Annotated in this window: 18 protein-coding genes; 8 read left to right on the forward strand and 10 right to left on the reverse strand. The window is 75.3% G+C overall.

The window, feature by feature from the left end; all coding sequences use genetic code 11:
• Nucleotides 1-58: 58 nt before the first annotated feature.
• A complete protein-coding gene (locus Sfr03f_RS11205; protein WP_108953696.1) occupies nucleotides 59-1,081 on the reverse strand; it encodes a small ribosomal subunit Rsm22 family protein in 1,023 nt (340 codons plus the stop codon).
• A gap of 254 nt (nucleotides 1,082-1,335) precedes the next feature.
• Between Sfr03f_RS11205 and Sfr03f_RS11210 the strand changes: the two genes are divergently transcribed.
• Complete coding sequence (locus Sfr03f_RS11210; RefSeq protein WP_174721572.1) at nucleotides 1,336-2,328, forward strand: Gfo/Idh/MocA family protein; 993 nt, start codon at nucleotides 1,336-1,338, stop codon at nucleotides 2,326-2,328.
• A gap of 99 nt (nucleotides 2,329-2,427) precedes the next feature.
• Here the strand turns inward: Sfr03f_RS11210 and Sfr03f_RS11215 are convergent, their stop codons facing one another.
• On the reverse strand, nucleotides 2,428-4,062 hold the full coding sequence (locus Sfr03f_RS11215) for an alkaline phosphatase D family protein (protein ID WP_108953697.1): 1,635 nt from the start codon (nucleotides 4,060-4,062) through the stop codon (nucleotides 2,428-2,430).
• A 202-nt stretch (nucleotides 4,063-4,264) separates the two neighbouring features.
• Between Sfr03f_RS11215 and Sfr03f_RS11220 the strand changes: the two genes are divergently transcribed.
• Nucleotides 4,265-4,813, forward strand: coding sequence for a DoxX family protein (locus Sfr03f_RS11220; RefSeq protein WP_108953698.1), 549 nt, complete (start codon nucleotides 4,265-4,267; stop codon nucleotides 4,811-4,813).
• 41 nt (nucleotides 4,814-4,854) lie between these two features.
• On the opposite strand, the gene Sfr03f_RS11225 is transcribed toward Sfr03f_RS11220, so the two are convergent.
• The 3 genes from Sfr03f_RS11225 to Sfr03f_RS11235 form a co-directional block, all read right to left on the reverse strand.
• Nucleotides 4,855-5,835 carry a sensor histidine kinase gene (locus Sfr03f_RS11225; protein WP_108953699.1) on the reverse strand — a complete coding sequence of 327 codons (981 nt, stop codon included), beginning with the start codon at nucleotides 5,833-5,835 and terminating at the stop codon, nucleotides 4,855-4,857.
• Nucleotides 5,832-6,704, reverse strand: a complete 873-nt coding sequence (locus Sfr03f_RS11230; protein ID WP_108953700.1) for an MEDS domain-containing protein — start codon at nucleotides 6,702-6,704, stop codon at nucleotides 5,832-5,834. The genes Sfr03f_RS11225 and Sfr03f_RS11230 overlap by 4 nt, the downstream gene beginning before the upstream one ends.
• Nucleotides 6,705-6,834: 130 nt before the next feature.
• Complete coding sequence (locus Sfr03f_RS11235; RefSeq protein ID WP_108953701.1) at nucleotides 6,835-7,197, reverse strand: STAS domain-containing protein; 363 nt, start codon at nucleotides 7,195-7,197, stop codon at nucleotides 6,835-6,837.
• A gap of 248 nt (nucleotides 7,198-7,445) precedes the next feature.
• On the opposite strand from Sfr03f_RS11235, the gene Sfr03f_RS11240 reads away from it, so the two are divergent.
• On the forward strand, nucleotides 7,446-12,188 hold the full coding sequence (locus Sfr03f_RS11240; RefSeq protein WP_159105619.1) for a SpoIIE family protein phosphatase: 4,743 nt from the start codon (nucleotides 7,446-7,448) through the stop codon (nucleotides 12,186-12,188).
• Nucleotides 12,185-12,484, forward strand: coding sequence for an STAS domain-containing protein (locus tag Sfr03f_RS11245; protein WP_108953703.1), 300 nt, complete (start codon nucleotides 12,185-12,187; stop codon nucleotides 12,482-12,484). Before Sfr03f_RS11240 ends, Sfr03f_RS11245 begins: the two co-directional genes overlap by 4 nt.
• Before the next feature lie 22 nt (nucleotides 12,485-12,506).
• On the opposite strand, the gene map is transcribed toward Sfr03f_RS11245, so the two are convergent.
• Nucleotides 12,507-13,364 carry a type I methionyl aminopeptidase gene (gene map, locus Sfr03f_RS11250; RefSeq protein WP_108953704.1) on the reverse strand — a complete coding sequence of 286 codons (858 nt, stop codon included), beginning with the start codon at nucleotides 13,362-13,364 and terminating at the stop codon, nucleotides 12,507-12,509.
• A 65-nt stretch (nucleotides 13,365-13,429) separates the two neighbouring features.
• On the opposite strand from map, the gene Sfr03f_RS11255 reads away from it, so the two are divergent.
• Nucleotides 13,430-13,657 (forward strand): hypothetical protein, encoded by a 228-nt coding sequence (locus Sfr03f_RS11255; RefSeq protein WP_108953705.1) that lies wholly within the window; start codon nucleotides 13,430-13,432, stop codon nucleotides 13,655-13,657.
• A gap of 69 nt (nucleotides 13,658-13,726) precedes the next feature.
• Here Sfr03f_RS11255 and Sfr03f_RS11260 read toward each other — a convergent pair whose 3' ends face one another.
• Nucleotides 13,727-14,365, reverse strand: a complete 639-nt coding sequence (locus tag Sfr03f_RS11260) for a hypothetical protein (RefSeq protein WP_108954062.1) — start codon at nucleotides 14,363-14,365, stop codon at nucleotides 13,727-13,729.
• 222 nt (nucleotides 14,366-14,587) lie between these two features.
• Here Sfr03f_RS11260 and npdG point away from each other — a divergent pair, with 222 nt between their 5' ends.
• From npdG to Sfr03f_RS11275, 3 genes are read left to right on the forward strand one after another with little or no spacing between them, the layout of a single operon-like run.
• The gene (gene npdG / locus Sfr03f_RS11265) at nucleotides 14,588-15,316 is read left to right on the forward strand and encodes an NADPH-dependent F420 reductase (protein WP_108953706.1); all 729 of its coding nucleotides are present in this window, start codon (nucleotides 14,588-14,590) and stop codon (nucleotides 15,314-15,316) included.
• 30 nt (nucleotides 15,317-15,346) lie between these two features.
• Nucleotides 15,347-15,610, forward strand: coding sequence for a hypothetical protein (locus Sfr03f_RS11270; RefSeq protein WP_372514412.1), 264 nt, complete (start codon nucleotides 15,347-15,349; stop codon nucleotides 15,608-15,610).
• A 43-nt stretch (nucleotides 15,611-15,653) separates the two neighbouring features.
• Nucleotides 15,654-20,018, forward strand: a complete 4,365-nt coding sequence (locus Sfr03f_RS11275) for an AfsR/SARP family transcriptional regulator (RefSeq protein ID WP_108953708.1) — start codon at nucleotides 15,654-15,656, stop codon at nucleotides 20,016-20,018.
• A gap of 18 nt (nucleotides 20,019-20,036) precedes the next feature.
• Here Sfr03f_RS11275 and Sfr03f_RS11280 read toward each other — a convergent pair whose 3' ends face one another.
• The 3 genes from Sfr03f_RS11280 to panB all read right to left on the reverse strand — a co-directional run bounded on the left by Sfr03f_RS11280 (nucleotide 20,037) and on the right by panB (nucleotide 23,004).
• Nucleotides 20,037-20,876, reverse strand: coding sequence for an ABC transporter permease (locus tag Sfr03f_RS11280; protein WP_108953709.1), 840 nt, complete (start codon nucleotides 20,874-20,876; stop codon nucleotides 20,037-20,039).
• Entirely contained in the window at nucleotides 20,873-21,913 is a 1,041-nt protein-coding gene (locus tag Sfr03f_RS11285; protein ID WP_108953710.1) for an ATP-binding cassette domain-containing protein, read from the reverse strand. The genes Sfr03f_RS11280 and Sfr03f_RS11285 overlap by 4 nt, the downstream gene beginning before the upstream one ends.
• A gap of 209 nt (nucleotides 21,914-22,122) precedes the next feature.
• Entirely contained in the window at nucleotides 22,123-23,004 is an 882-nt protein-coding gene (panB, locus tag Sfr03f_RS11290) for a 3-methyl-2-oxobutanoate hydroxymethyltransferase (RefSeq protein WP_108953711.1), read from the reverse strand.
• Nucleotides 23,005-23,228: the final 224 nt, after the last annotated feature.

The following is a 23,228-nucleotide window of genomic DNA, read 5'->3' on the forward strand; positions in this document are numbered from 1 at the left end:
ACCGCCACGTGCCTCCGGGGCGAGCCGGCGGAAATGCGCCCGGCGTTCCGGTCGGAGGTCATTGCCTGATTTCATGGTAATTGCCGGGCTCGACGGGCGGCCAGGAGTCCCCCCAGTCGGCGTCCCGGGCCGCCTTGTAGAGGTCGCCGTGGCGCTTGGTCACCGTGTGGCGGCGCAACTGCTCCTCGGCCTCGCACAGGTCGAGCAGCACCTGCCCCTTGCGGATCTGCGGGCGCCGCACCACCCGGGAGGCGGCCGGGGAGACCTCGTCCGCGGGCAGCCGGGTGGCCGCGACGTAGCTGAACTTCTCGTCCTCGTAGGGCAGCGAGCCGGCCTTCACCTGACGGTGCAGGGAGGAGCGGCTGACCCGGGCCGAGAAGTGGCACCAGTCCTCGCCCGGGACGATCGGGCAGGCCGCGCTGTGCGGGCAGGGGGCGGCGACGCGGAAGCCGGCGGCGATCAGGCGGTCCCGGGCGGCGATCACACGGGCGTAGCCGTCGGGGGTGCCGGGTTCGACGACCACGACGGACGGGGCGGCGGCGGCCGCGGCGTCGACGACGTGGGCGCGGTCCTGGTCGGTGAGCTCACCGAGGACGTAGGACACCGTGACGAGATCGGTGCTCTCGATCCGGAGCGCCGCTCCGATCCGCGAGCGCTGCCAGCGCGCCCCGGCAAGGGCCGGGTTGGCGGCGGCAAGCTCGCGGCCGAGCGCGAGGGCGGGCTCCGCCCAGTCCAGCACGGTCACGGGCCGCTCCCCGTCCCAGGCCGCGGTGACCGCCCAGGTGGCCGCGCCGGTGCCGCCGCCCACGTCCACGTGCGAGGCGGGCGTCCACCCCGGGACCGCCGCGGCGAACGCCTCCAGCGCCGAGCGCACCGCCTCGAAGGTGGCCGGCATCCGGTAGGCCGCGTACGCCGCCACGTCCGCGCGGTCGCGCAGGATGGGGGCGTCGGTGGGGGTCCGGCCGCGGTAGTTGGCGATCAGCCGGTCCACGGCCTGGGCGGCCTGCCGGGGCGGGAGTCCGTCGAGCAGCGCCGCGAGCGCGGTCCGGAGGGTCTCGGCGGGGGACGACACGATGTTCACCCTCCGATTGTCGCAGCCACCGCCCGCCTTCCCTCCCGCCGCCGTCCGCGCTCCCTCCCGCCGCCGTCCGGCCCGGGACGCCGCTCCCGTCCGCGCGCCCGTCCGCCGCCGTCCGGCCTCGGTCCCCCCGAAGCCCGGCTCCGGCACGCCGGGGTGCCCGGTCCGTGAGACGTCCCAGCCGTGCGGGCCGGAGCGCGCGGCGCCCGATCTATGCTCTGCGCAGGGCTGATGTCACGAGGTGAGGAGCGGCCGGGATGGCTGAGACGGTGCGGTGGGGAATTCTGGCCACGGGCGGGATCGCCGCGGCTTTCGCGGGTGACCTCGTCGACATCCCGGACGCCGAGCTGGTGGCGGTCGGCTCGCGGTCGCAGGAGTCGGCCGACGCGTTCGCCGAGCGGTTCGGCATCCCGAAGGCGTACGGGGACTGGGCGTCGCTGGCCGCCGACGAGGACGTCGACGTGGTGTACGTCGCGACCCCGCACACCGCCCACCGGGCCGCCGCCGGGATGTGCCTGGAGGCCGGGCGCGGCGTGCTGTGCGAGAAGCCGTTCACGCTGAACCTGCGGGAGGCGCAGGAACTGGTCGCGCTGGCGCGGGAGCGCGGGCGCTTCCTGATGGAAGGCATGTGGACCGCCTGCAATCCGCTGGTGCGCCGGATGCGGCAGCTGGTGGAGGAGGGCGAGATCGGCGAGGTGCGGACGGTGCAGGCCGACTTCGGCCTGGCCGGCCCGTTCCCGGTCGCGCACCGGCTGCGCGATCCGCAGCAGGGCGGCGGGGCGCTGCTCGACCTCGGGGTCTACCCGATCGCCTTCGCGCAGATGCTGCTGGGGGAGCCGGACCGGGTCACCGCGCAGTCGGTGCTCTCGCCGGAGGGCGTCGACCTGCAGACCGGAGCGGTGCTCGGCTGGGAGAGCGGTGCTCTCGGTCTGGTGCACTGCTCCATCGTCGGTGCGACGGGCATCACCGCCTCCGTCACCGGCACCCGCGGCCGGATCGACGTGCCCGACGGCTTCTTCCAGGCGGATCGTTTCGTCCTGCACCGCGAGGGCAAGGAGCTGCAGGAGTTCACGCTCACCTCGGGTGACGGCCTGCGCAGCAGCTTCCGGCACGAGGCGCTCGAGGTGATGCGCGCGATCAGGGCCGGGGAGACCGAGTCCCCGCTGGTCCCGCTGGAGTCGACCCTCGCCGTCATGCGCACCCTCGACGCGATCCGCGACCAGGTCGGAGTCCGCTACCCGGGCGAGTGACGGCGTCCCCGGGGGCAGCCCACCGGGGGAGCTCACCGGGGGAGCCGTCCTGCCTTCCGGGGGCGCGGGCCGACCGCCCGCGCCCCGGGCGGCGTGCCGTCAGGCCGGGGTGAGCCCCGGGTTGCCGGCCTCCGTGGTGAACGCGGCGGCCACCGTCAGCGGCTCGCCCGGCGTGGTGATCCTGGGGAGGGTCTTGAACTCCGTCCTGGCCTCCCGCCGGCCCAGCTCGACCGTGGTGTAGCCCCGCAGCCCGTTGTAGAACCGCAGGTGCGGGTTGCGCGCGTGGTAGCCGGCCCAGTTGGACGGCCGTTCCGAGCCGTCGCCGCCCGAGGAGATGGAGGTGGTGACGATCTCGGTGCCCAGCGTCCGCGAGGACGGGTCGTCGAAGTCCTCCTTGACGTCCAGCCCGTAGTGCACGTGGACGTCGCCGGTGAGGATCATCAGGTTCTCCCGGCCGGACGCCTTCCACCCCTCCAGCACCCGCCGCCGGGAGGCCGGGTAGCCGTCCCAGGAGTCCATGGACCGCGTGGTGTTGCCCGCGGTGGGGTGGTTGCGGCGGCTGAAGGTGACCTGCTGCGGGACCACGTTCCACACCGCGGACGACCGGCGCCAGCCGTCGACGAGCCACCGCTCCTGCTCCGCCCCGGTCAGCGTCATCGACTCGGCCTCGGACTCGGGGGTGGGCGTCTTCCAGCCGTCCCCGTTCGCCTGGTCGGTGCGGTACTGCCGGGTGTCCAGGACGTCGAACTGGGCCAGCCGGCCCCAGTGCATCCGCCGGTACAGCCGCAGGTCCGGGCCCTCGGGCCGCTGGGCGGCGCGCAGCGGCATGTTCTCCCAGTACGCGCGGTAGGCGGCGGCGCGGCGCAGCAGCCACTCCTCGGGCGGGACGGAGCCCTCCGGGTGGTCGCCCGCGTAGTTGTTCTCGGTCTCGTGGTCGTCCCAGGTCACCACGAACGGGTGCGCGAGGTGGGCGGCAATCAGGTCCGGGTCGGACTTGTAGAGGGCGTACCGCAGGCGGTAGTCCTCCAGCGTCACCGTCTCGTGGGCGAAGTGGGCGGGGATCACCCGGTCCGTGTAGTTGCGGGCGCCGCCCTTGGCGTCGACGGCGTACTCGTAGAGGTAGTCGCCGAGGTGGAAGACCGCGTCCAGGTCCTCGCCGGCCAGGTGGCGGTAGGCGGTCCAGTGCCCCTGGTCGTAGCGCTGGCAGGAGACCACGCCGAGGCGCAGCCGGTCGACCCGGGCGCCGAACGCGGGCGCGGTGCGGGTGCGGCCCGCCGGGCTCACCCAGTCGCCCGCGCGGAAGCGGTAGTGGTACTCCGAGCCGGGCCGCAGGTGGCGCACGTCGACGTGCACGGCGTGGTCGAACTCCGGGTGCGCCCAGGCGTGACCGCGCCGCACGACGCGGGTGAAGCGTTCGTCGTGGGCCAGCTCCCAGTGCACGGAGACCCGCCGGTCCGGCAGCCCGCCGCCGGGGTCCAGGGGCCGCGGGGCCAGCCGGGTCCACAGCGCCACCGAGTCCGGCAGCGGGTCGCCGGAGGCCACGCCCAGCGTGAACGGGTCCTCGGACAGCCCGGCGGGTTCGAGCTCGTCGGCGGCGGCGGTGCCGGCGCCGGGCAGGCCCACCGCGAAGGCCAGCGCGGCCGCCGCGGCGGTGGTGGTCAGGAATCTTCGGCGCCCGAGCGAGAGCGCGGCGTTCCTGAGCTCGGCGGAGTGCGGACCGGTGGGCGAGGGCATGGTGGCCTTCCGGGACGAGGACGGGGTGCGGAAGGCATTCGAGCGGGACAGGACGACCCCCCGTTGTTGAGGACACGACATGCAGATGACGGCTGGGTTACCTCCCCACGCCCCTGGCAGATCACTCGTCCGCGCGGATGGAACGGCGCAAAGCTGGGGACTCGGGACCGGTCCTGACCGGTCCCGGGTGCAAGGAGTCGACGTGACGAGTTTCGACCGGCGTGATCTCGGCCTGCTGCTGCTCCGCGCGGGCACCGGCGGCGTGCTCGCTGCGCACGGCGCGCAGAAGCTGTTCGGGTGGTTCGGCGGCCACGGGCTGGAGGGCACCGGGCAGTGGATGGAGTCCATCGGCTACACCCCGGGCCGGGCCAGCGCCGCCATGGCGGGCGCCGCCGAGACCGGCGGCGGCCTGCTGCTGGCCCTCGGCCTGGCCACGCCCGCGGCGGGGGCGGCGGCCGCGGGGGCGATGGCGGGAGCGGCGGCGGTCCACGCCCCGCAGGGCTTCTTCGCGCAGAGCGGCGGCTACGAGTACGCGGCCTCGCTCGGCCTCACGGCCGCCGGCCTGGCCGTCACCGGGCCCGGGCGGCTCTCGCTCGACCACCTGCTCGGGCACGCGCTCAACAAGGGGTGGATGGTGCCGGCCGTGTTCGCCGCGGTGGGCGCGGCGACGGCGTGCGTGGTGGGCAGCCGCAACCGCCGGGTCGGCAGGCAGCAGGACGAGAGCGTGCAGGAGCCGCTGTTCGAGGAGTGACGGGGAGAGTGCGGACGCCCGCGCTCAGCGCGCGGGGCGGGTCACCCCACCGCCATGTGGAGGCGCAGCACCAGCCCGTCCGGCCCGGTGCGCATCTCGACCAGGTCGCAGAGCTGGTGCATGATCCACACCCCGCGGCCGCCGTGCGGCGAACGCGGGTCGGGGCGCCGGCGGCCGACCAGCGGATCGGTCAGCTGCCCGTCGTCGCGTATCTCGGCGACCAGCGAGTTCTCGGCGCGCCACATGCGCAGCGTGCCCCGCCCGCCGCCGTGCCGCACCGAGTTGCCGGTGGCCTCGCCGATGGCCAGCAGCCAGTCGGTGCGCCGGGCCGGCGGGAGCCCGCAGCGCGACGCCCAGTCCTCCGCCGTGCCGCGCGCCAGCGCCAGCTCGTGCTCGCCGAACTCGACCACCAGCGGGTCGACGGGGTCCGGGAGCGGGGTGTCGAAGGACCGGCACACGTCCAGCGGGTCGGCGAAGTCGGGACTGGTCCGCCGCACGCCGTCCTCGGTCACCACCGGGTGGATGCGGCGGGCCGCCTCCAGCACCGACTCGGGCAGCGTCACGTCGTACGGGGTCAGCACGCTGACCCGGCGGCCCGCGAAGGCCACGTTGACCAGGGCCTGGTGGCGCAGCGCCTCCACCGTCCCGGCCGGCCCGCGCTCCGCGTACACACACTCGCCCACGATGGACGGCCGGGACTCCGAGCTCTCGTGCCGGTCCGCGAACTCGCGGAACAGGGAGAGCAGGCGGCCCGGGTTGCGCCCGGCCTCCGTCATGTCGAGCCAGGTGACGCGCCCGTCCAGGTCCTCCAGGTGCGCGCGCAGAGCCTCCAGCCGCGGCCCGGGGACCACGACCAGCGCCTGCGCTCCGCGGCCCAGGACGGCGGTGCGCACGAACCGGCCCACGCCGTCGAGGTACTCCGCCTCGGAGCGGTAGAAGAGCGCGGGGTGGAAGAGCCCGGAGCCGGGCCCTCGACCGGGCGGCTGCCGGAAGTACGTGGTGGTTCGGCTGTGCGTCGTCATCGGTCGGCGATCTCCACAGCGGCCCCGAGTTCGGGGAACAGTCCGAGGAGCCGTCTCAGGGGGGCAGGGGCGTGCAGCAGACGCAGGCGTCCGCGGCTGCGGCGTCGGGCGGCCTCGGCGAGCGTGGCCAGCGAGGAGATGTCCAGGTGCCGGAGGCCGGAGAGGTCCAGCTCCACGTCACCGCCGGGGGAGCCCGACACCACGGCCGCCGCGGAACGCACGGCGGACCGGGTGTCGTACCCGGCCGAACCCGACAGCCGCAGGCCGGTACGCCCCGGCAGCGGCTCGAGACGCAGGACGGGACCGGCGACGGGGGCGCCGCGGTGGTGCACGTGCGCCCCGGCCAACTGGGCCAGCAGGGGCGCGGGCACCAGGCGGCTGTCGTAGAAGCACCACGCCGTGAGCGGCAGCGCTTCGAAGACCTCGTGGTGCAGCCGGAGCTCGTACTCCAGCAGGCGGTCGGCCCCCGCCACGCCCTGTGCCCCCCAGGCCATCTCGCCGATCGCCCGCAGCCCGCGGTGTCCCTCCGCGCGCGCGGTGTCCATGGCCTGGTGCCAGAGGCCCATCATGGCGTCCGGGTCGAACGCCGGGCCCGACAGGTAGGTCCGCTCCGCCGTGGTGACCACCAGGCGGCCCTCGCCCTCCGCCCGCGCCGCGTCGACGCCGGCGGACGCCAGGACGCCCCTCACCCGGTCCGGGTCCGTGGTGGCGGCGAAGTACTGCACCTGCTCGCCGCGCTCCAGTCCGGCGCGGACGAAGGGCACCAGATGGCCCGCCCACTCACGGTCGTCGGAGAACACCACGGAGGAGTGGCGGTCCGTTTGCGGGGTCGGCGGCGCGGGAGCAGGGGCCGTGGAGGTCATGGCCATCTCGTCCGTCCTTCTCCGGAGCCCGTCTGTCCTGTCGCGCCGCCGGGACGCCTGCGCCCCCCAGGCAGGATAACGAAGTGCAGAAATCCCCGATGCCCCGATCCGCCGAACCCAAACGGGGCCGGACGGCTCAACTTCGCAGCGCGTTCACAGCCTGGTCCACATCGTCGTGGAATGTGAAGATCTGGTCCAGCCCCACGGTGTGGAACATCTGTCGCAGGTCGGACCCCAGTCCGGCCAGGGCCAGCGGCCGGCCCGCCCGCTCGGCGCGGTGGTGGGCCGTCACGAGGACGGTGATGCCCGTGGAGTCGCAGTAGGAGAGCCCGGTGAGATCGATCACGAGGCCGCCGGACCGGGCGAGGTCCAGCTCGTCCAGGGCGCCCAGCAGGGCGCCGGCCGTGTGGTGGTCGAGTTCGCCGGTCGCCCGCAGCACGGCCGCACCCGACGGGTGCGTGTGCCGGTCGACGGTGAGGACGGGGTCGGTCTTGGTCACCGGGTCTCCTGAGGGGGGTGGGGATGTGACGGAGGGCGGTCGAGGACGGCGGGAGCGGACGGACGGCCCGGCAGGTACTTCCGGCGGCGGCCGCCGTTCGGATGCGGATCGGAGGCGATCTGCCCGTAAGAGCCACGGGTTCGGCTTATCCTACGAAGCTTGTGGAATGCGTGTGGGGTTCCCGTGAAACGACGGCGGCGGGCGCGTCGTCCGTGTACGGGTGCTCGGTCGAGACGAAAGGCCCTCCCATGGCACGCTCCTTCTCCCCCGGTGATTCCACGTCGGCCGGGGCGGACGTGTTCGCCGCCGATCCCGAGGTCGGGCGCGACCTGGCCGCGGTCGACTGGGCGGCGACCCCGCCGGGGCCCCCGTCCGACTGGCCGCAGAGCCTGCGCACGGCGGTGAGCATCCTGCTCTCCTCCCGGTTCCCGATGTGGATGGCGTGGGGTCCCGAGCTGACGTTCTTCTGCAACGACGCCTACCGGCACGACACGCTGGGCCAGAAGTACCCCTGGGCGCTCGGACGGCCGGCCCCCGAGGTGTGGGCGGAGATCTGGGACACCATCGGCCCGCGCGTCCGCACCGTGCTGTCCACCGGCCGGGCCACCTGGGACCAGGGGCTGCAACTGTTCCTGGAACGCTCCGGTTACCGCGAGGAGACGTATCACACCTTCTCCTACAGCCCGCTGAGGGACGACGCCGGAGAGATCGTCGGCATGCTCTGCGTGGTCACCGAGGAGACCGAGCGGGTCATCGGCGAGCGGCGCATGGCCACCCTGCGCGACCTGGGGTCCGACCCGAGCGTGGTGCGCACCGAGCAGCAGATGCTGGACTTCGCCGCCCGGCAGCTCGGCCGCAACCCGCAGGACCTGCCGTTCACCCTCACCTACCTCTTCGCCCCCGGGCCCGACGCTGGCGGCGGGCCCGGGGGCGCCGAGGGCCACCACGGCGGGGCCCGGCTGGCCGGCGCCAGCGGCATCGAGCCCGGCCATCCCGTCGCCCCGCTCGTCCTGACGCCCGACGCCCTCGCCTGCTGGCCCGCGGCCGGGCCGGGCCAGGGCGCCGAGACCGTCGACCTCACCACCCTCGCCGCCGGCGCGGGGGAACTGCCCCACGGCGCCTGGGACGCGCCGCCGGTCGAGGCGCTGCTGGTGCCGCTGCCCCGGCAGGGCGGCACGCCGTACGGGTTCCTGGTGGCCGCACTGAACCGGTACCGGCCGCTGGACGACGGCTACCGGTCCTTCGTCGAGCTGGTCGCCGGACACGTCGCCGCGGGCATCGGCAGCGCCCGCAGCTACCGGGCGCAGCAGCGGCGGGCCGAGGAGCTGGCCGAGCTGGACGAGGCGAAGACCGCCTTCTTCTCCAACGTCAGCCACGAGTTCCGCACGCCGCTCACGCTGATCATGGGGCCGCTGGAGGAACTGCGCGGCCGGCTGTCCGACGCCGACCAGCTGGTGCGCGACGAGCTGGAGGTCGCCCACCGCAACGGGCTGCGGATGGGCCGCCTGGTCAACACGCTGCTGGACTTCTCGCAGATCGAGGCGGGCCGGATGCGGGCCGCCTTCGCGCCGGCCGACCTCAGCGCGACCACCGCCGACCTGGCGGGGGTGTTCCGCTCCGCCGTCGAGCGGGCCGGCCTCACCCTGGACGTCGACTGCCCGCCGCTGGAGGAGCCGGTGCACCTGGACCGGTCCATGTGGGAGAAGGTCGTCCTCAACCTGCTGGGCAACGCCCTGAAGTTCACCTTCGAGGGCGGCATCCGGGTGGCCGTGCGCCGGGACGGCGACGAGGCGGTGGTGACCTTCGCGGACACGGGCGTCGGCATCCCGGCGGACGAGATGTCCCGGCTCTTCGACCGCTTCCACCGCATCCGCCACACCCGGGCCCGCTCCCACGAGGGCAGCGGCATCGGGCTGGCCCTGGTGAAGGAGCTCGTCCAGCTGCACGGCGGAACGATCACCGCGGAGAGCACCGAGGGCCGCGGCACCGTCTTCACCGTCCGGCTCCGCCTGGGCACGGGCCACCTGCCGGCCGACTCCCTCGTCCCGGCCGCCGAGTCCGCCCCCCTCACGGCGGACGCCCGCCCCTACGTCCAGGAAGCGCTGGGCACCCTCCCGGACACCGGAGCGGCCCGCACCGGCGCCGCCACGGCTCCGGCCGGGGACGCCGCGGGCACGGTCGCCCGCCGACCCGGCGGGACGGGGGCCGCCGCCGGGGACGGGGCCGGTGCCGGGAGCCCCGCCGGGGACGGTACGGACACCGGCTCCTCCGGCACCGGTTCCGGCATGGGCACCGGCACCGGCACCGGCACGGCTACGGGCTCGGGCGCGGGCTCCGGCGCGGGCGCGGGCTCCGGCACGGTCACGGGTTCCGGCTCCGGCACGGGCACGGGCTCTGGCACCGGTACGGCTACGGGCTCCGGCGCGGGCTCAGGCTCCGGCACGGCTACGGGCTCGGGCACGGGCACAGGTTCCGGCTCCGGCGCGAACTCCGGCTCCGGCGCGGCTACGGGTTCCGGCTCCGGCTCCGGCTCCGGCACGGGCGCGGGCTCTGGCACCGGCACGGCTACGGGCTCGGGCACGGGCACAGGTTCCGGCTCCGGCGCGAACTCCGGCATCGGCGCGGCTACGGGCTCCGGCGCGGGCTCCGGCACGGCTGCGGGGTCCGGCACCGCGGCGGGCGCCGGGGGCGGGAGTGTCCCGGTGGCCGCCGGGGCCGCGGTGGCGCGGGAGACGGCCGGGGCCCGTGTCCTGGTCGCCGACGACAACGCCGACATGCGCGGCTACCTCACCCGCCTGCTGACCGGCGCCGGCTACCGGGTCCGCGCCGTCGGCGACGGCGTCGAGGCACTGGAGGCCGCCCGCGCCGTGCAGCCCGACCTGATCGTCGGCGACGTGATGATGCCGCGGATGGACGGCCTGGCCATGGTCGGGGCGCTGCGCGCGGACAGCCGCACCGCCTCCGTGCCGGTGCTGCTGCTGTCCGCGCGGGCCGGCCAGGAGGCGTCCATCGAAGGGCTCGAGGCCGGCGCCGACGACTACCTCGTCAAGCCGTTCGCGGCCGCCGAGCTGCTGGCCAGGGTCCGGGCCAACGTCGAGCTGGCGCGGATGCGCGGCCGGCACGCCCGCTGGCGCGCGGCGCTGGTCGACGCCCTGCAGGAGGCGTTCTTCGTCTGCGACGAGACCGGCACCATCCTCGAGGTCAACTCCGCCTACGCCGAAATCCTCGGCCACGGCCCGGACGACCTCCCCGGACCCCACCGCCCCTGGGAGGAGACCGGCCGCGAGGCCCACGACCGGTGGGGACAGGCGTTCCGCGAGGCGCTCTCCGGCCGGCCCGGCCGCTGCACCGTGGCCGTGGACCGCGCCGACGGCCGGCGGATCTGGGTGTCGGTCAGCTGCAACGAGGCCCGCGACCCGGACACCGGCCGCCGCGTCGTCGTCGGCACCTTCCGCGACGTCACCGCCGAGCACTACGCCGTGCAGCGGGACAGCGCCCTGGCCGCCCTCGGGCTCAGGCTCTCCCAGGCCGTCGGCCAGGACGAGGCGCTGACCGGCGCGCTGGAGGAGCTGCACCGGGTGTGGCGGGCCGCGCAGGTCCTCGCCGTGGTCTTCGGCGACGGCCCCGAGCCCTGCGTGGCCGCCGTCGGCGGCCCGGCCGCCAGCCGGTGGGAGCACCTGTCGGAGGAGGAGCGGACGGAACTCACCGCCCTGCGCGACCGCCCCGCGCTCACCCCGTCCGCCGACGGCACCCGCGCCCACATCGTCCTCGAGCACCCCGAGGGCCCGATGGTGCTCCGGGTGGACCTCGGAGGGCGGCGGCCCTTCACCCCGGAGGACCAGCTGCTGCTGTCGTTGCTGGGCGGCCGGCTCGCGCAGGGCCTGACCCGCGCCCACCAGGTGGACCAGCACCGCCGCACCGCGCTCGCCCTGCAGCGCGCCATCCTCGGCCCGGCCGGGCTGCCGCAGGGCTTCGCCGTCCGCTACGAGCCGGCCGTCCCGCCCCTGGAGGTCGGCGGCGACTGGTACGACACCGTCGCCCTGCCCGACGGCCGCATCGGCATCGTCGTCGGGGACTGCGTGGGCCGGGGCCTGGACGCCGCCAGCGTGATGGGCCAGCTGCGCAGCGCCTGCCGGGCGCTGCTGCTCCAGGAGGCCGGGCCCGCCCGGACGCTGGCCGCACTCGACCACTTCGCCGCGGGCGTCCCCGGCGCACTGTGCACCACCCTGTTCTGCGGGGTGCTCGACCCGGAGACCGGGCGGCTGGTCTACGCCGGCGCGGGGCACCCCCCGGGCATCCTGGCCGGGCCCGACGGCAGCGTGACCCTGCTCGACCAGGGCCGCTCGCTGCCGCTGGCGGTCCGGCCGGGCGCCGAGCGCCCCGAGGCGGAGTGCACCGTCCCCCCGCGCTCGACGCTGCTGCTGTACACCGACGGCCTGGTCGAGCGGCGCCGCCGCCCGCTGAGCGAGGGCATCCGCCTGGCAGGGGACGCGCTGCAGGAGGGCCGGAACCTGCCCGCGGACGAGCTCGCCGCACGGGTCATGGACCTCCTCGCCCCCGAGAACGGCTACGACGACGACGTCGCCCTGCTGCTGTACCGCCACCCCGGGCCGCTGCAGGTGACCTTCCCGGCGCAGTCGTCGGAGCTGGCCGTCACCCGCGGCACGCTGCGGGGGTGGCTGTCGCGGTGCGGCCTGCCGGAGGGGATGGTCCAGAAGGTCCTGGTCGCCGCGGGCGAGGCCTGCGCCAACGCGATCGAGCACGGGCACCGGGACGCCCCCGGCGGAGCCGTCCGGCTCCTGGCGGCGGCGAGCGCCGACGAGCTCCGGCTCACCGTCGAGGACAGCGGCCGCTGGAGGCCGCCCAGCGAGGAGGCCAGCCGCCACCGCGGGCGGGGAATCGCGCTGATGCGCGCCATGATGCAGGAGGTCACCGTCACGCCGGGCGAGACGGGGACCACGGTTCGGATGTGGACGAGGATCGCAGGATGACGCCGCTGACCGTGACCCCCGGCACCGCGCCCGGCGGGCGGCCGCTGCTGACGGTGGCCGGTGAGATCGACCTCGGCAACGCCGGGCTGCTGGCCCGCGAGCTGGAGGCGCTGGAGGCCGACGCCGGCCCCGAACGGGTGGTGGTCGACCTCACCGCCGTGGACTACCTGGACAGCGCCGGGCTCAGCGTGCTGTTCGTCCACGCGGAGAGACTCGAGATCGTCGCCTCGTCGCTGCTGGAGCCGGTGCTGACCTACTCCGGCCTGACCGAGCTCGCCGTGGTCCGCGCGCCGTAGCGCCCGGACCCGCGGCGGGTGCCTACGGCAGGGTGAGGATCTCGGCGCCGGTGTCGGTGACGACGAGCGTGTGCTCGAACTGGGCGGTGCGCAGCCGGTCCTTGGTGACGACCGTCCAGTTGTCGTCCCAGATCTCGTACTCGTACGTGCCCAGCGTCAGCATCGGCTCGATGGTGAACGTCATGCCCGGCTGCATCACCGTCGTGGCGTACGGGCTGTCGTAGTGCGGGATCACCAGGCCGGAGTGGAAGGAGGTGTTGATGCCGTGCCCGGTGAAGTCGCGGACCACGCCGTAGCCGAACCGCTTGGCGTACGACTCGATGACCCGGCCGATCACGTTGATCTGCCGGCCCGGCCGGACCGCCTTGATCGCGCGGTTCAGCGCCTCGCGGGTCCGCTCCACCAGCAGCCGGGACTCCTCGTCGACGTCACCCACCAGGTAGGTGGCGTTGTTGTCGCCGTGCACCCCGCCGATGTACGCGGTGACGTCCAGGTTGACGATGTCGCCGTCGCGCAGCTCCGTCGAGTCGGGGATGCCGTGGCAGATGACCTCGTTGACGGAGGTGCACAGCGACTTGGGGAAGCCGCGGTAGCCCAGCGTCGACGGGTAGGCGCCGTGGTCGCACATGAACTCGTGGGCCACCCTGTCGAGTTCGTCGGTGGTGACCCCCGGCGCGATGTGCTTGGCGGCCTCCTCCATCGCCTGCGCGGCGATCCGGCCGGCCACCCGCATCGCCTCGACGACCTCCGGAGTCTGCACCTCGGGGCCGGTGTACGGCGTCGGCGCGGGCTTGCCGACGTACTCGGGCCGCCTGATGTTTCCGGGTACGGATCGGGTGGGAGAAAGCTCCCCTGGTACGAGCAGCGACTGGGCAGACATGCCTGCGAGTCTAACCAGCGGGGCATACGGCATCAGCCCGTGTGGACGAGGGAAGGAGACACGGCATGGCCCTGTTCAAGAAGCGCGCGGCCGGCAAGCCGGGCGAGTGGTACTACTGCCTGCAGCACAAGAAGGTCGAGGAGGGGCCCGAGTGCCCCGCCAAGGACCGGTTCGGCCCGTACACCACCCGCGGTGAGGCCGAGCACGCCATGGAGACGGCCCGCGAGCGCAACCTCGAGTGGGAGAACGACCCCAAGTGGCACGACCCCGCGGCACGCGGTGACCAGGAGTAGCCGCGACCAGGGCTAGCCACGACCAGGAGTGGCCGCGACCAGGGGTGGTGAAACCCCGGCGGGGCGGCTCTACCAGCGTGGGGGCGGCGGCGCCGTCAGCTGGTCGGCCAGGCGGGACAGCCGGTCCCGGAACCTGCGCCGCCCGCGCGGCGCGGCCGCCGAGTTCTCCCCGGCGGCCGCGCTGACCAGGTGCTGCACCGTGTCCAGGTCGACGGCGGCCTCCGCCCCGTCGGCCGGGCCTAGCAGCTCGTGCGCCATCGCCGCCAGGTCCTCGTGCCCCTCCGGCCCCCCGGCACCCCCGGTGCGGGACCCGGCCAGCGCCAGCACCGTCGCCCCGGCGCGCCGGGCGTCGCGCACCCGCTCCAGCAGCTCGGGGCCCGTCGCGTCGGGGGCCACCACCAGCAGCGTCTCCCCGCGGCGCGCCGCCTCCACTCGGCCGAGACCGACGGCCAGGTGGGCCGGGTCCGAGGCGCGCGCCGCGTGCCGCACCAGGGTGGGGGAGAGCTCGGGCGTCCCCGACCAGGCCGCCTCGTCCACCAGGTGCGCCGCCAGGTGCCACGGCTCGTAGGCGGGCGTGCCCACCAGCAGCAGCCCGCCGCCGTGCGACACCACCGACCCGCGCAGCGCCCCCGCGAACCTGCGCGTCGCGTCCAGCCACTGGGTCCCGGCCAGGACCTCGCGCAGCAGCGCCACCCGTACGGCATCCATGCGGCGCATGGTGCCGCAAGCGCCCTCCGGCGGTGCGGGGTTCGCCGCCGATTCGTCCGAACCGACGACGGGGACGGCGCGTGCTGACGCGGCCGCCGGCATCGCCCGGCGCGGCGGCCCGGCACGGTGGCGGGCCCGCTCGCCGACGCGCTCGGGGACGTGCTCGCCGACGTGACCCATCCCACCGCCGAGCAGGCGCTTTCCGCACGTAAAGTCAGGCTCATGACCACTACAGACAGTGCGCGCAACGGTGCGCAGAACGCCGGGCAGAAGGCCCCCGCCAAGGACCCGTGGGACCTCCCCGACGTCTCCGGGATGACCGTCGGCGTCCTCGGCGGCACCGGCGACCAGGGCCAGGGCCTCGCCTACCGCCTCGCCCGGGCGGGCCAGAAGGTGATCATCGGCTCCCGTGCCGCCGATCGCGCCCGCGCCGCCGCCGAGGAGATCGGCCACGGCGTCGAGGGCGCCGACAACGCCGAGTGCGCCCGCCGCAGCGACATCGTGATCGTCGCCGTCCCCTGGGAGGGCCACGCGAAGACGCTGGAGTCGCTGCGCGAGGACCTCGCCGGCAAGCTGGTCGTCGACTGCGTCAACCCGCTCGGCTTCGACAAGAAGGGCGCCTACGCGCTCCAGGTCGAGGAGGGCAGCGCCGCCCAGCAGGCCGCCGCGCTGCTGCCCGGCTCCCGCGTCACCGCCGCCTTCCACCACCTCTCCGCCGTCCTGCTCAAGGACCCGGGGATCGAGGAGATCGAGACGGACGTGATGGTGCTCGGCGAGGAGCGCGCCGACGTCGAGATCGTCCAGGCCCTCGCCGGCCGCATCCCCGGCATGCGCGGCGTCTTCGCCGGCCGCCTGCGCAACGCCCACCAGGTGGAGGCGCTGGTCGCCAACCTGATCTCCGTCAACCGCCGCTACAAGGCCCACGCGGGGCTGCGACTCACCGACGTGTGACCGCCGGGGGGCACGAGCGCGGGCAGGGGCATGGGGGACACTGGAGGCACGGCAGTCAGCAGCTGTCGTTTCGTCCACGTAGCACCAGGAGCGACCCCCATGCCCCGCCCCCGCCTCGCCCTCTACGCCTTCGTCGTGTGCGTCCTGTCCGTGGTCGCCGCCGTCGTCTCCTTCGTCGAGGGCACCTGGGGCCTGGGCATCGTGTGGGTGCTGCTGGCCGGACTGTCCTCGAACATGTGCTGGTACTACTACAAGCGGACGAAGGCGGAGCGCGGGCACTCGGCCACGCGCTGATCCTCCGGCCGGGACGGCTCCGGTCGGGGGACCTCCTCGTCCGATGGACAATGGGGCCGTGCGCTTCCGAGTCCTCGGCACCATCCAGGTCACCCGCCCCGACGGCACGCCCGTACCGGTCGGCGGGGCGAAGCTGCGCACGCTGCTGTCCCTGCTGGCGCTGCGGCCCGGCCGCGCGGTCCCGGTGTCCGTCCTCGTCGACGAGGTCTGGTCGGGCGACCCACCCGCCGACGCCACGGGTGCGCTGCAGGCCCTGGTGGGGCGGCTGCGGCGGCTCCTCGGTCCCGGGGCGGTGGCCTCCGCCGACGGCGGCTACCTGCTGGACGCGGGGCCCGACGACGTGGACCTGTACCGCTTCGAGCGGCTCACCGCCGACGGACTGCGGGCACTGGCCGACGGCGACCCCGCCGAGGCGGCCACGACCCTCGACGAGGCGCTCGCCCTCTGGCGCGGGCCCGCCCTCGCCGACCTGCCGCACCCCGGGGCGGAGGCCGCCCGCTGGGAGGCCCGCCGCCTGGACGCCCGCCGGGCCCGTCTCACCGCCGCGCTCGCCCTCGGCGAGGCCGCCGCCGTCCTGCCCGACCTCACCGCCCTGTGCGAGGCGCACCCCCTGGACGAGCCGCTGCAGGCCCTGCGGCTGCGCGCCCTCGCCGCCGCGGGCCGCCCCGCCGAGGCCCTCGCCGCCTACGAGGCCCTGCGCCGCCACCTCGCCGACACCCTCGGCGCCGACCCGGGCCCGGCCCTCCGCGCCACCCACGCGGCCCTCCTGCGCGGTGAAACCTCCCCCAACTTCGCCTCACCGCCCACCGCGCCGTCCTCCAGCCCGGGTGCGCACTCCACCGGGCACGCCCGCACCGCTCGCGCCGCCGGGGCCGAAGCCGCCGGGGACGCCTGGTCCGCCGGCGCCGAGGCCGCCGAGGACGCGCACGCTGCCGGTCGCGCGGGGTCCGCCCACGCTGCCGGGGCGCCGACCGGCGCGCCGTCCGCGTGGCCTCCCGCGGGACCGCCCTACCCCGCCGCGGACCTGGACCCCGCGACCGCGCCGCCGCCGGGCGGCCCGAGCCCTTCCCCCGTGACGCCGCCGGCGGACCCCGGCCGGGCCGTCGTGCCGCCGCTCACCCGGCCGGACGCAACGGCCGTGCCGCCGCCCGCGCCCCCCGGCGCTGCGACGCCCCCGGCGCACCCGGACGGCTCCGCCGGAACGCCGCCCACGGGGGACCGGACCGTCGTGCCGCCCCTCACCGACCCCGCCAGCCCGACCGTGCCGCCCTTCACCCACCCGGACGGCGCGGCCCCCGGCCCGGACGGTGTGGCTCCCGGTCCAGGCGGTGTGGCTCCCGGCCGGGACGGTGTAGCTCCCGGCTACGACGGTGCGGCTCCCGGCCCGGGCGGCCCGGCTCCCGGCTACGACGGTGCGGCTCCCGGCCCAGGCGGCGCGGCTCCCGGCCCGAGCGGTGCGGCTCCCGGCCCGAGCGGTGCGGCCCCCGGCCCGGGCGGCCCGGCTCCCGGCTACGACGGTGCGGCTCCCCGGCCGGGCGGTGCGGCTCCCGGCCGGGACGGTTCGGCTCCCGGCCCATACGGTGCGGCTTCCCACCCGGACGGTGCGGCCCCCGGCTACGACGGTGCGACTTCCCACCCGGACGGTGCGACCCCCGGCTACGACGGTGCGACTTCCCACCCGGACGGTGCGACCCCCGGCTACGACGGTGCGACTTCCCACCCGGACGGTGTGGCTCCCGGCCGCAGCGGGGCGTCACCCGCCCGGGACTGGACGGCCACCGGCCCGGCCCGGACGGCCACCGGCCCGGGCGGGACGCTCTCCACGGGCGGCCCCGCGACCGCGGAGGCGGGCCCCGGTGCAGGCGGAGCCGCCCCCGCGCGGGCGGCCGTCGCCGGGAACCTGCGCGCCCCGCTCACCTCCTTCGTCGGCCGGGACGCCGACGTCGCCGCGCTGCACCGCGACCTCGCCGGCGCCCGTCTCGTCACGCTGCTCGGTCCCGGCGGCGCGGGCAAGACCCGGCTGTCCCAGGAGGCGGCCCGCACCACCGCCGCCGGCGTCGCCCCCGACGGCGTGTGGCTGGCCGAGCTCGCGCCGGTCGACGACCCCGCCGCCGTCCCGGAGGCCGTGCTCACCGCCGTCGGCGCCCGCGAGACCGTGCTGTACGGCGGCGGCGCGGAGGAGATGCGCGCCGCCACCGACCGCACGGACGACCCGGTGCGACGGCTCGCCGAACACTGCGCCCGCCGTCGGCTGCTGCTCGTGCTGGACAACTGCGAGCACGTGATCGAGGCCGCCGCCCGCCTGGCGGAGGAGCTCCTCGCCCGCTGCCCCCACCTCACCGTGCTCGCGACCAGCCGCGAACCCCTGGGCGTGCCGGGGGAGCTGATCCGCCCGGTGGAGCCGCTGCCGGAGCCCCACGCGATGCGGCTGCTCGCCGACCGGGGCGCCGCCGCCCGCCCCGGCTTCCGGGTGGACGCCGACGCGGAGACCGCCGCCGCCTGCGCCGAGATCTGCCGCCGCCTCGACGGCCTGCCGCTGGCCATCGAACTCGCCGCGGCCCGCCTGCGGATGCTCACTCCCCGGCAGCTGGCGGACCGGCTCGACGACCGGTTCCGGCTCCTCACCTCCGGCAGCCGCACCGCGCTGCCCCGCCAGCAGACCCTGCGCGCCGTGGTGGACTGGTCCTGGGACCTGCTGGACGACGCCGAACGCACCGTGCTGCGCCGCATGTCGGTCTTCGCCGGCGGCTGCGACCTCGACGCCGCGGAAGCCGTCTGCGGCCCCCGCGCCCTGGAGGCGCTGGCCTCGCTGGTCGACAAGTCCCTGGTCGTCGCCGCCCCCGCAGGCGATGGCGCCATGCGCTACCGCCTCCTGGAAACGGTCGCCGAGTACGCCCGCGAACGCCTCGCGGAGGCCGGTGAACACGCGGCGACCGCACACCTCCACCTCACCCACTACCGCGAACTGGCCCGCGCCAACGACCCCTTGCTGCGCAGCGACCGCCAACTCGACGCCATCGGGCGGCTGGAGACCGAGTACGAGAACCTGCGCACCGCCCTGCGCACCGCCGTCACCGAACGCGACGAGCAGGAGGCCCTGTACCTGGTGCTCTCCCTGACCTGGTTCTGGCAGATCCGCGGCCTGCGCAGCGAGGCGCGGCACTGGAGCACCGCCGTCATGGACCTCGGCCCCGACCCCTTCGCCCCCGGCGCGCCCGCCGCCGTCCCCCTGTGGGAGCGGTGCACCGACACGCCCCCGCCGATCGCCGGGGACCGGCTGTGGGAGGCCCGCAGGGGCGTGCACCTGGTCCACCTGGCGTGCATGGACATGAAGGGCGAGCTGAAGGCGTGGCAGGACCCGGCGGCGCAGGAGAAGCTGCGGGCCATCGCCCGGACGTACGAGCCCGGCATGCCGCAGGTGTGCCGCAACCCCGGCACCCTCTGGTTCTTCGCGGTCCTGCTGACCGGTCAGGTCGAACGGCTCCGGGAGATCGTGGACGCCGCCGTCCGCACCACGGCCGACCGGCCCGACCACGCCTGGGAACACGCCCTCGCCCTCCAGATGCGGGCCAACCTGATCGCCAACCGCCCCGACTGGGACGGGGACGCCGTCGCCGACGCGGCCCGGTCGCTGGAGATCTGCCGCCGCCTGGGGGACGTCTGGAGCATCGCCGAGGCGCTCTGCGCCCGCGGAGCCGCCAACGAGCGCGCCGGCCGGTTCGAGCAGGCCGCCGACGACTACCGCCAGGCCGTCGGCCAGGTGGAGCTGCTGGGCGCCCACGCCCAGCGCGACGTGCTCCGCTCGCGCCTGGGAGCGGTCCTGCTGGAGACCGAGCGGCCGGAGCGCGGCGAGCGGCTGCTGCGCGAGGTGATCGCCAGCGGGCCGCTCGGCGACCAGGAGTCGGGGCCGGCCGCCAGGATCGTGCTGGCGAGCTGGCTCGGCGTCACCGGGCGCGTCCCCGAGGCACGCCGGTACGTGCGGGAGATCCGCGAGGAGTTCCCCGCCGCCGCCTTCATCGTCTTCGACTCCTTCATCGCCGGCACCGAGGCCCTGCTGGACGCCATGGACGGCAGCTCCGCCGAGGCCCTCGGCCACGTCCGGCGCGCCCTGAGCGGCGCGGGCGACTCGCTGTCGCGCACCATCGCCCCGCACCTGCACTCGTTCCTGCTGACCGTGGCCGCGGTGGCGCTCGCCGGTCACGGCGGCGAGAGGGCCTCGGACGGCGCGCGCTGCCTCGGCGCCGCCGTCGCCGCCCTGGGCGAGGAGCACGTGAGCGGCGTCGCGGAACGGCGCCTGGGGGAGCACGCGGAGTCGGTCCTGCGCGCGGCCCTCGGTGACGCCGCCTACGAGGCCGCCCACGCCGAGGGCCGCGGCCTCCCCGTCGAGGAGGCCGCGGCCCTGGTCTGAGCGGCGCCGCGGCCCGGCTCAGTTCCGCGTGGTGAACTTGCGGACGGCGTACGGCGCCATGATCGCCGTCAGCAGTGCCGTCCAGCCCAGGGTGACCCACAGGTCGCGGGCGACCGGGCCGCCGACCATCAGGCCGCGGGAGGCGTCCGCGAGGGCCGACAGGGGGTTCCAGTCGGCGAAGGCCTGCAGCCAGCCGGGCATCGAGGACGTCGGGGCGAACAGGGACGAGCCGAACTGCAGCGGCATCATCACCATGAACCCCAGCCCCTGCACCGACTGCGCGCTCTTCGCGGTGACGCCGATGGCGAGGAACACCCACATCAGGGACGTCCCGAAGAGCATCGACAGACCCACCGCCGCCAGCAGGCCGAGCGGCCGGTCGATCTCGAAGCCGACCAGCAGGGAGACCACCAGCAGGATCACGGTGGACAGCAGGACCCGCAGCTGCTCCACGGCGATCTTGGCGAACAGCACCGATCCGCGCCCGATGGGCAGCGAACGGAACCGGTCCATGACGCCCTTCTGGATGTCCTGGTTGAAACCGGTGCCCACCGACATCGACATCGACAGCGCCATCATGGCGAGCATGCCGGGGACCAGGTACTGGACGTAGGCGTCCCGGCCGCCGCCCAGCGCCATGCCGATCGAGCCGCCGAAGACGTAGACGAACAGCAGGGTGAAGACGATCGGCATCAGCACGGCGTCGAACATCGACTCGGGGTCCTGACGGATCCACAGCAGGTTCCGCCGCATCAGCGCGCCGGTGTGCCGCAGGTGGCCGCGCAGGCCGATGTGGTCGTCGGCCAGGTCCCGCGCCGGGGAGGCGGCGGGGACGGGCGCGGTGGTGGTGGCGCTCATACGGCGGCCTCCTCGAGCTTCGGGTCGGAGCCGGCGCCGGCCCGGGCGCCGGCGTCGGTGGACGTGTCGGACGCCTTGTGTCCGGTGAGGGAGAGGAAGACCTCGTCCAGGCTGGGCAGTTCGGTGACCACCGAGGCCAGGGCGATGCCGCCCGAGGCGGCCGCCGCGAGGACCGTGGTGAGCTGCTCGTCGCTGAGCACCGGCACCCGCACCGAGCCGCTCTCGGCGTCCACCGCGACGGTGGCGAGGCCGGTGACGCCCAGCGCGTCCAGCGCGGCCGCCAGCGGCCGCAGGTCGGCGCGGTCGGCGGGCCGTATCCGCAGCGAGCGGCCGCCCACCCTGGCCTTCAGCTCGTCGATGCCGCCGCCCGCGACCACCCGGCCGCGGTCCATCACCGCCAGCTCGCCGGCCAGCTGCTCGGCCTCCTCCATGTACTGGGTGGTGAGCAGCACGGTCACGCCCTCGCCGACCATCCGCTTCACCTCGTCCCACACCTCGTTGCGGGTGCGCGGGTCGAGGCCGGTGGTCGGCTCGTCCAGGAAGAGGACCTGCGGCTTGCCGATCATCGAGGCCGCCAGGTCCAGGCGGCGGCGCATGCCGCCGGAGTAGGTGGAGGCGGGACGGCGGGCCGCGTCGGTGAGGGAGAAGCGTTCCAGCAGCTCGTCCGCGCGGGCCCGGGCGGCCTTGGACGGCAGGTCCAGGAGGCGTCCGATCAGGTACAGGTTCTCCCGGCCGGAGAGCTTCTCGTCGACCGCGGCGTACTGCCCGGTGAGTCCGATCACCCGGCGCACCCGGCGCGGCCGGCGCAGGACGTCGATCCCGGCGACGGTCGCCCGGCCCTCGTCCGGGACGATCAGCGTGGAGAGGATCCGCACCAGGGTGGTCTTGCCGGCGCCGTTGGGGCCGAGCACCCCGAGGACGGTGCCCTCACGGACGTCCAGGTCCACACCGTCCAGCGCGCGGGTCTCGCCGTACCTCTTCGTGAGCCCCCGTACCGAGACCGCGGGGGCGGGCGTCTTGTCGTCGTCGCGTGTCATGGCTCCACGCTGTCAGGCGACGCCGACAGCGCGCCGACATTTTCCCGACAGCCGGCCGACGGGGGAGCGGAGTGCGCCGACAGCCCGCCGACAGCCGCGTCCCAGGGGGCCGCGCGAGCCCGCCGACGGCCACGACCCGGGGGTACGGACAGGCCGACAGCCCGCCGACGGGGGGATCGGCGGGCTGTCCTCTCAGTGGTCTGCCGGGGTCAGTGGACGGAGTGCTCCTCCAGCGGGAACGTTCCGCCGACGACCTCCTCGGCGTACGCCTTCGCGGCGTCGCCCATCACGCGGCGCACGTCCGCGTACTGCTTGACGAACTTCGGGACCCGCCCGGGGGTGAGGCCCATCATGTCGGTCCACACCAGCACCTGCGCGTCGCACTCCGGCCCGGCGCCGATGCCGACCGTCGGGATGTGCAGCGTGTTGGTGACCTCGGCGGCCAGCTCGCGCGGCACCAGCTCCAGCACCACCGCGAACGCGCCGGCGTCCTGCACGGCCTTGGCGTCGCGCAGCAGCTGCTGGGCGGCCTCCTCGCCGCGGCCCTGCACCCGGTAGCCCATGGCGTTCACCGACTGCGGGGTGAGGCCGATGTGGGCCATCACCGGGATGCCGGAGTCCACCAGGAGCTTGATCTGCTCGTGCGAGCGCTCCCCGCCCTCCAGCTTGACGGCCGTCGCGCCGGACTCCTTGATCAGGCGCATCGACGAGCGGAGCGCCTGCACGGGGCCCTCCTGGTACGAGCCGAACGGCAGGTCGGCCACGACCATCGCGCGGCTGGTGCCGCGCACCACGGCCGCGGTCAGCATGACCATCTGGTCCAGCGTGACCGGCACGGTGGTGTCGTAGCCGAGGTGGCAGTTGCCGGCCGAGTCGCCGACCAGTAGCACCGGGATCCCCGCCTCGTCGAACACGGACGCGGTCATCGCGTCGTAGGCGGTCAGCATCGGCCAGCGCTCGCCGCGCTCCTTGGCCAGTGCGATGTCGCGGACGGTCACCCGGCGGTTGCTCTTTCCGCCGTACAGCGACATGTCACCGCGCGACTTGCCACCGCCGTCAGGGCTCTTCTGGGCAGCCTGAAGCTGCGTCATGGAACGGCTCCTTCATCGTCATCTCGAGGCGCCCTCACGGCGTCCCCGGACCATTTCCATGGTTGCACCTGACACGCGACAGGAGAAGAGGGGGGAGCGGGATGTGCGGTTTGCGTCACAGACGGTGGTTTCGGCGCCCCAACGGTGGAACCCGTTCCGTCCGGTCGGTCGTCCCACCCCTTGTAAGGCGCCGTGCGACGGGAGATGCTCCCGAGCGCCCGGCG

The organism is Streptomyces fragilis, from assembly GCF_003112515.1.
Lineage (GTDB): Bacteria > Actinomycetota > Actinomycetes > Streptomycetales > Streptomycetaceae > Streptomyces > Streptomyces fragilis.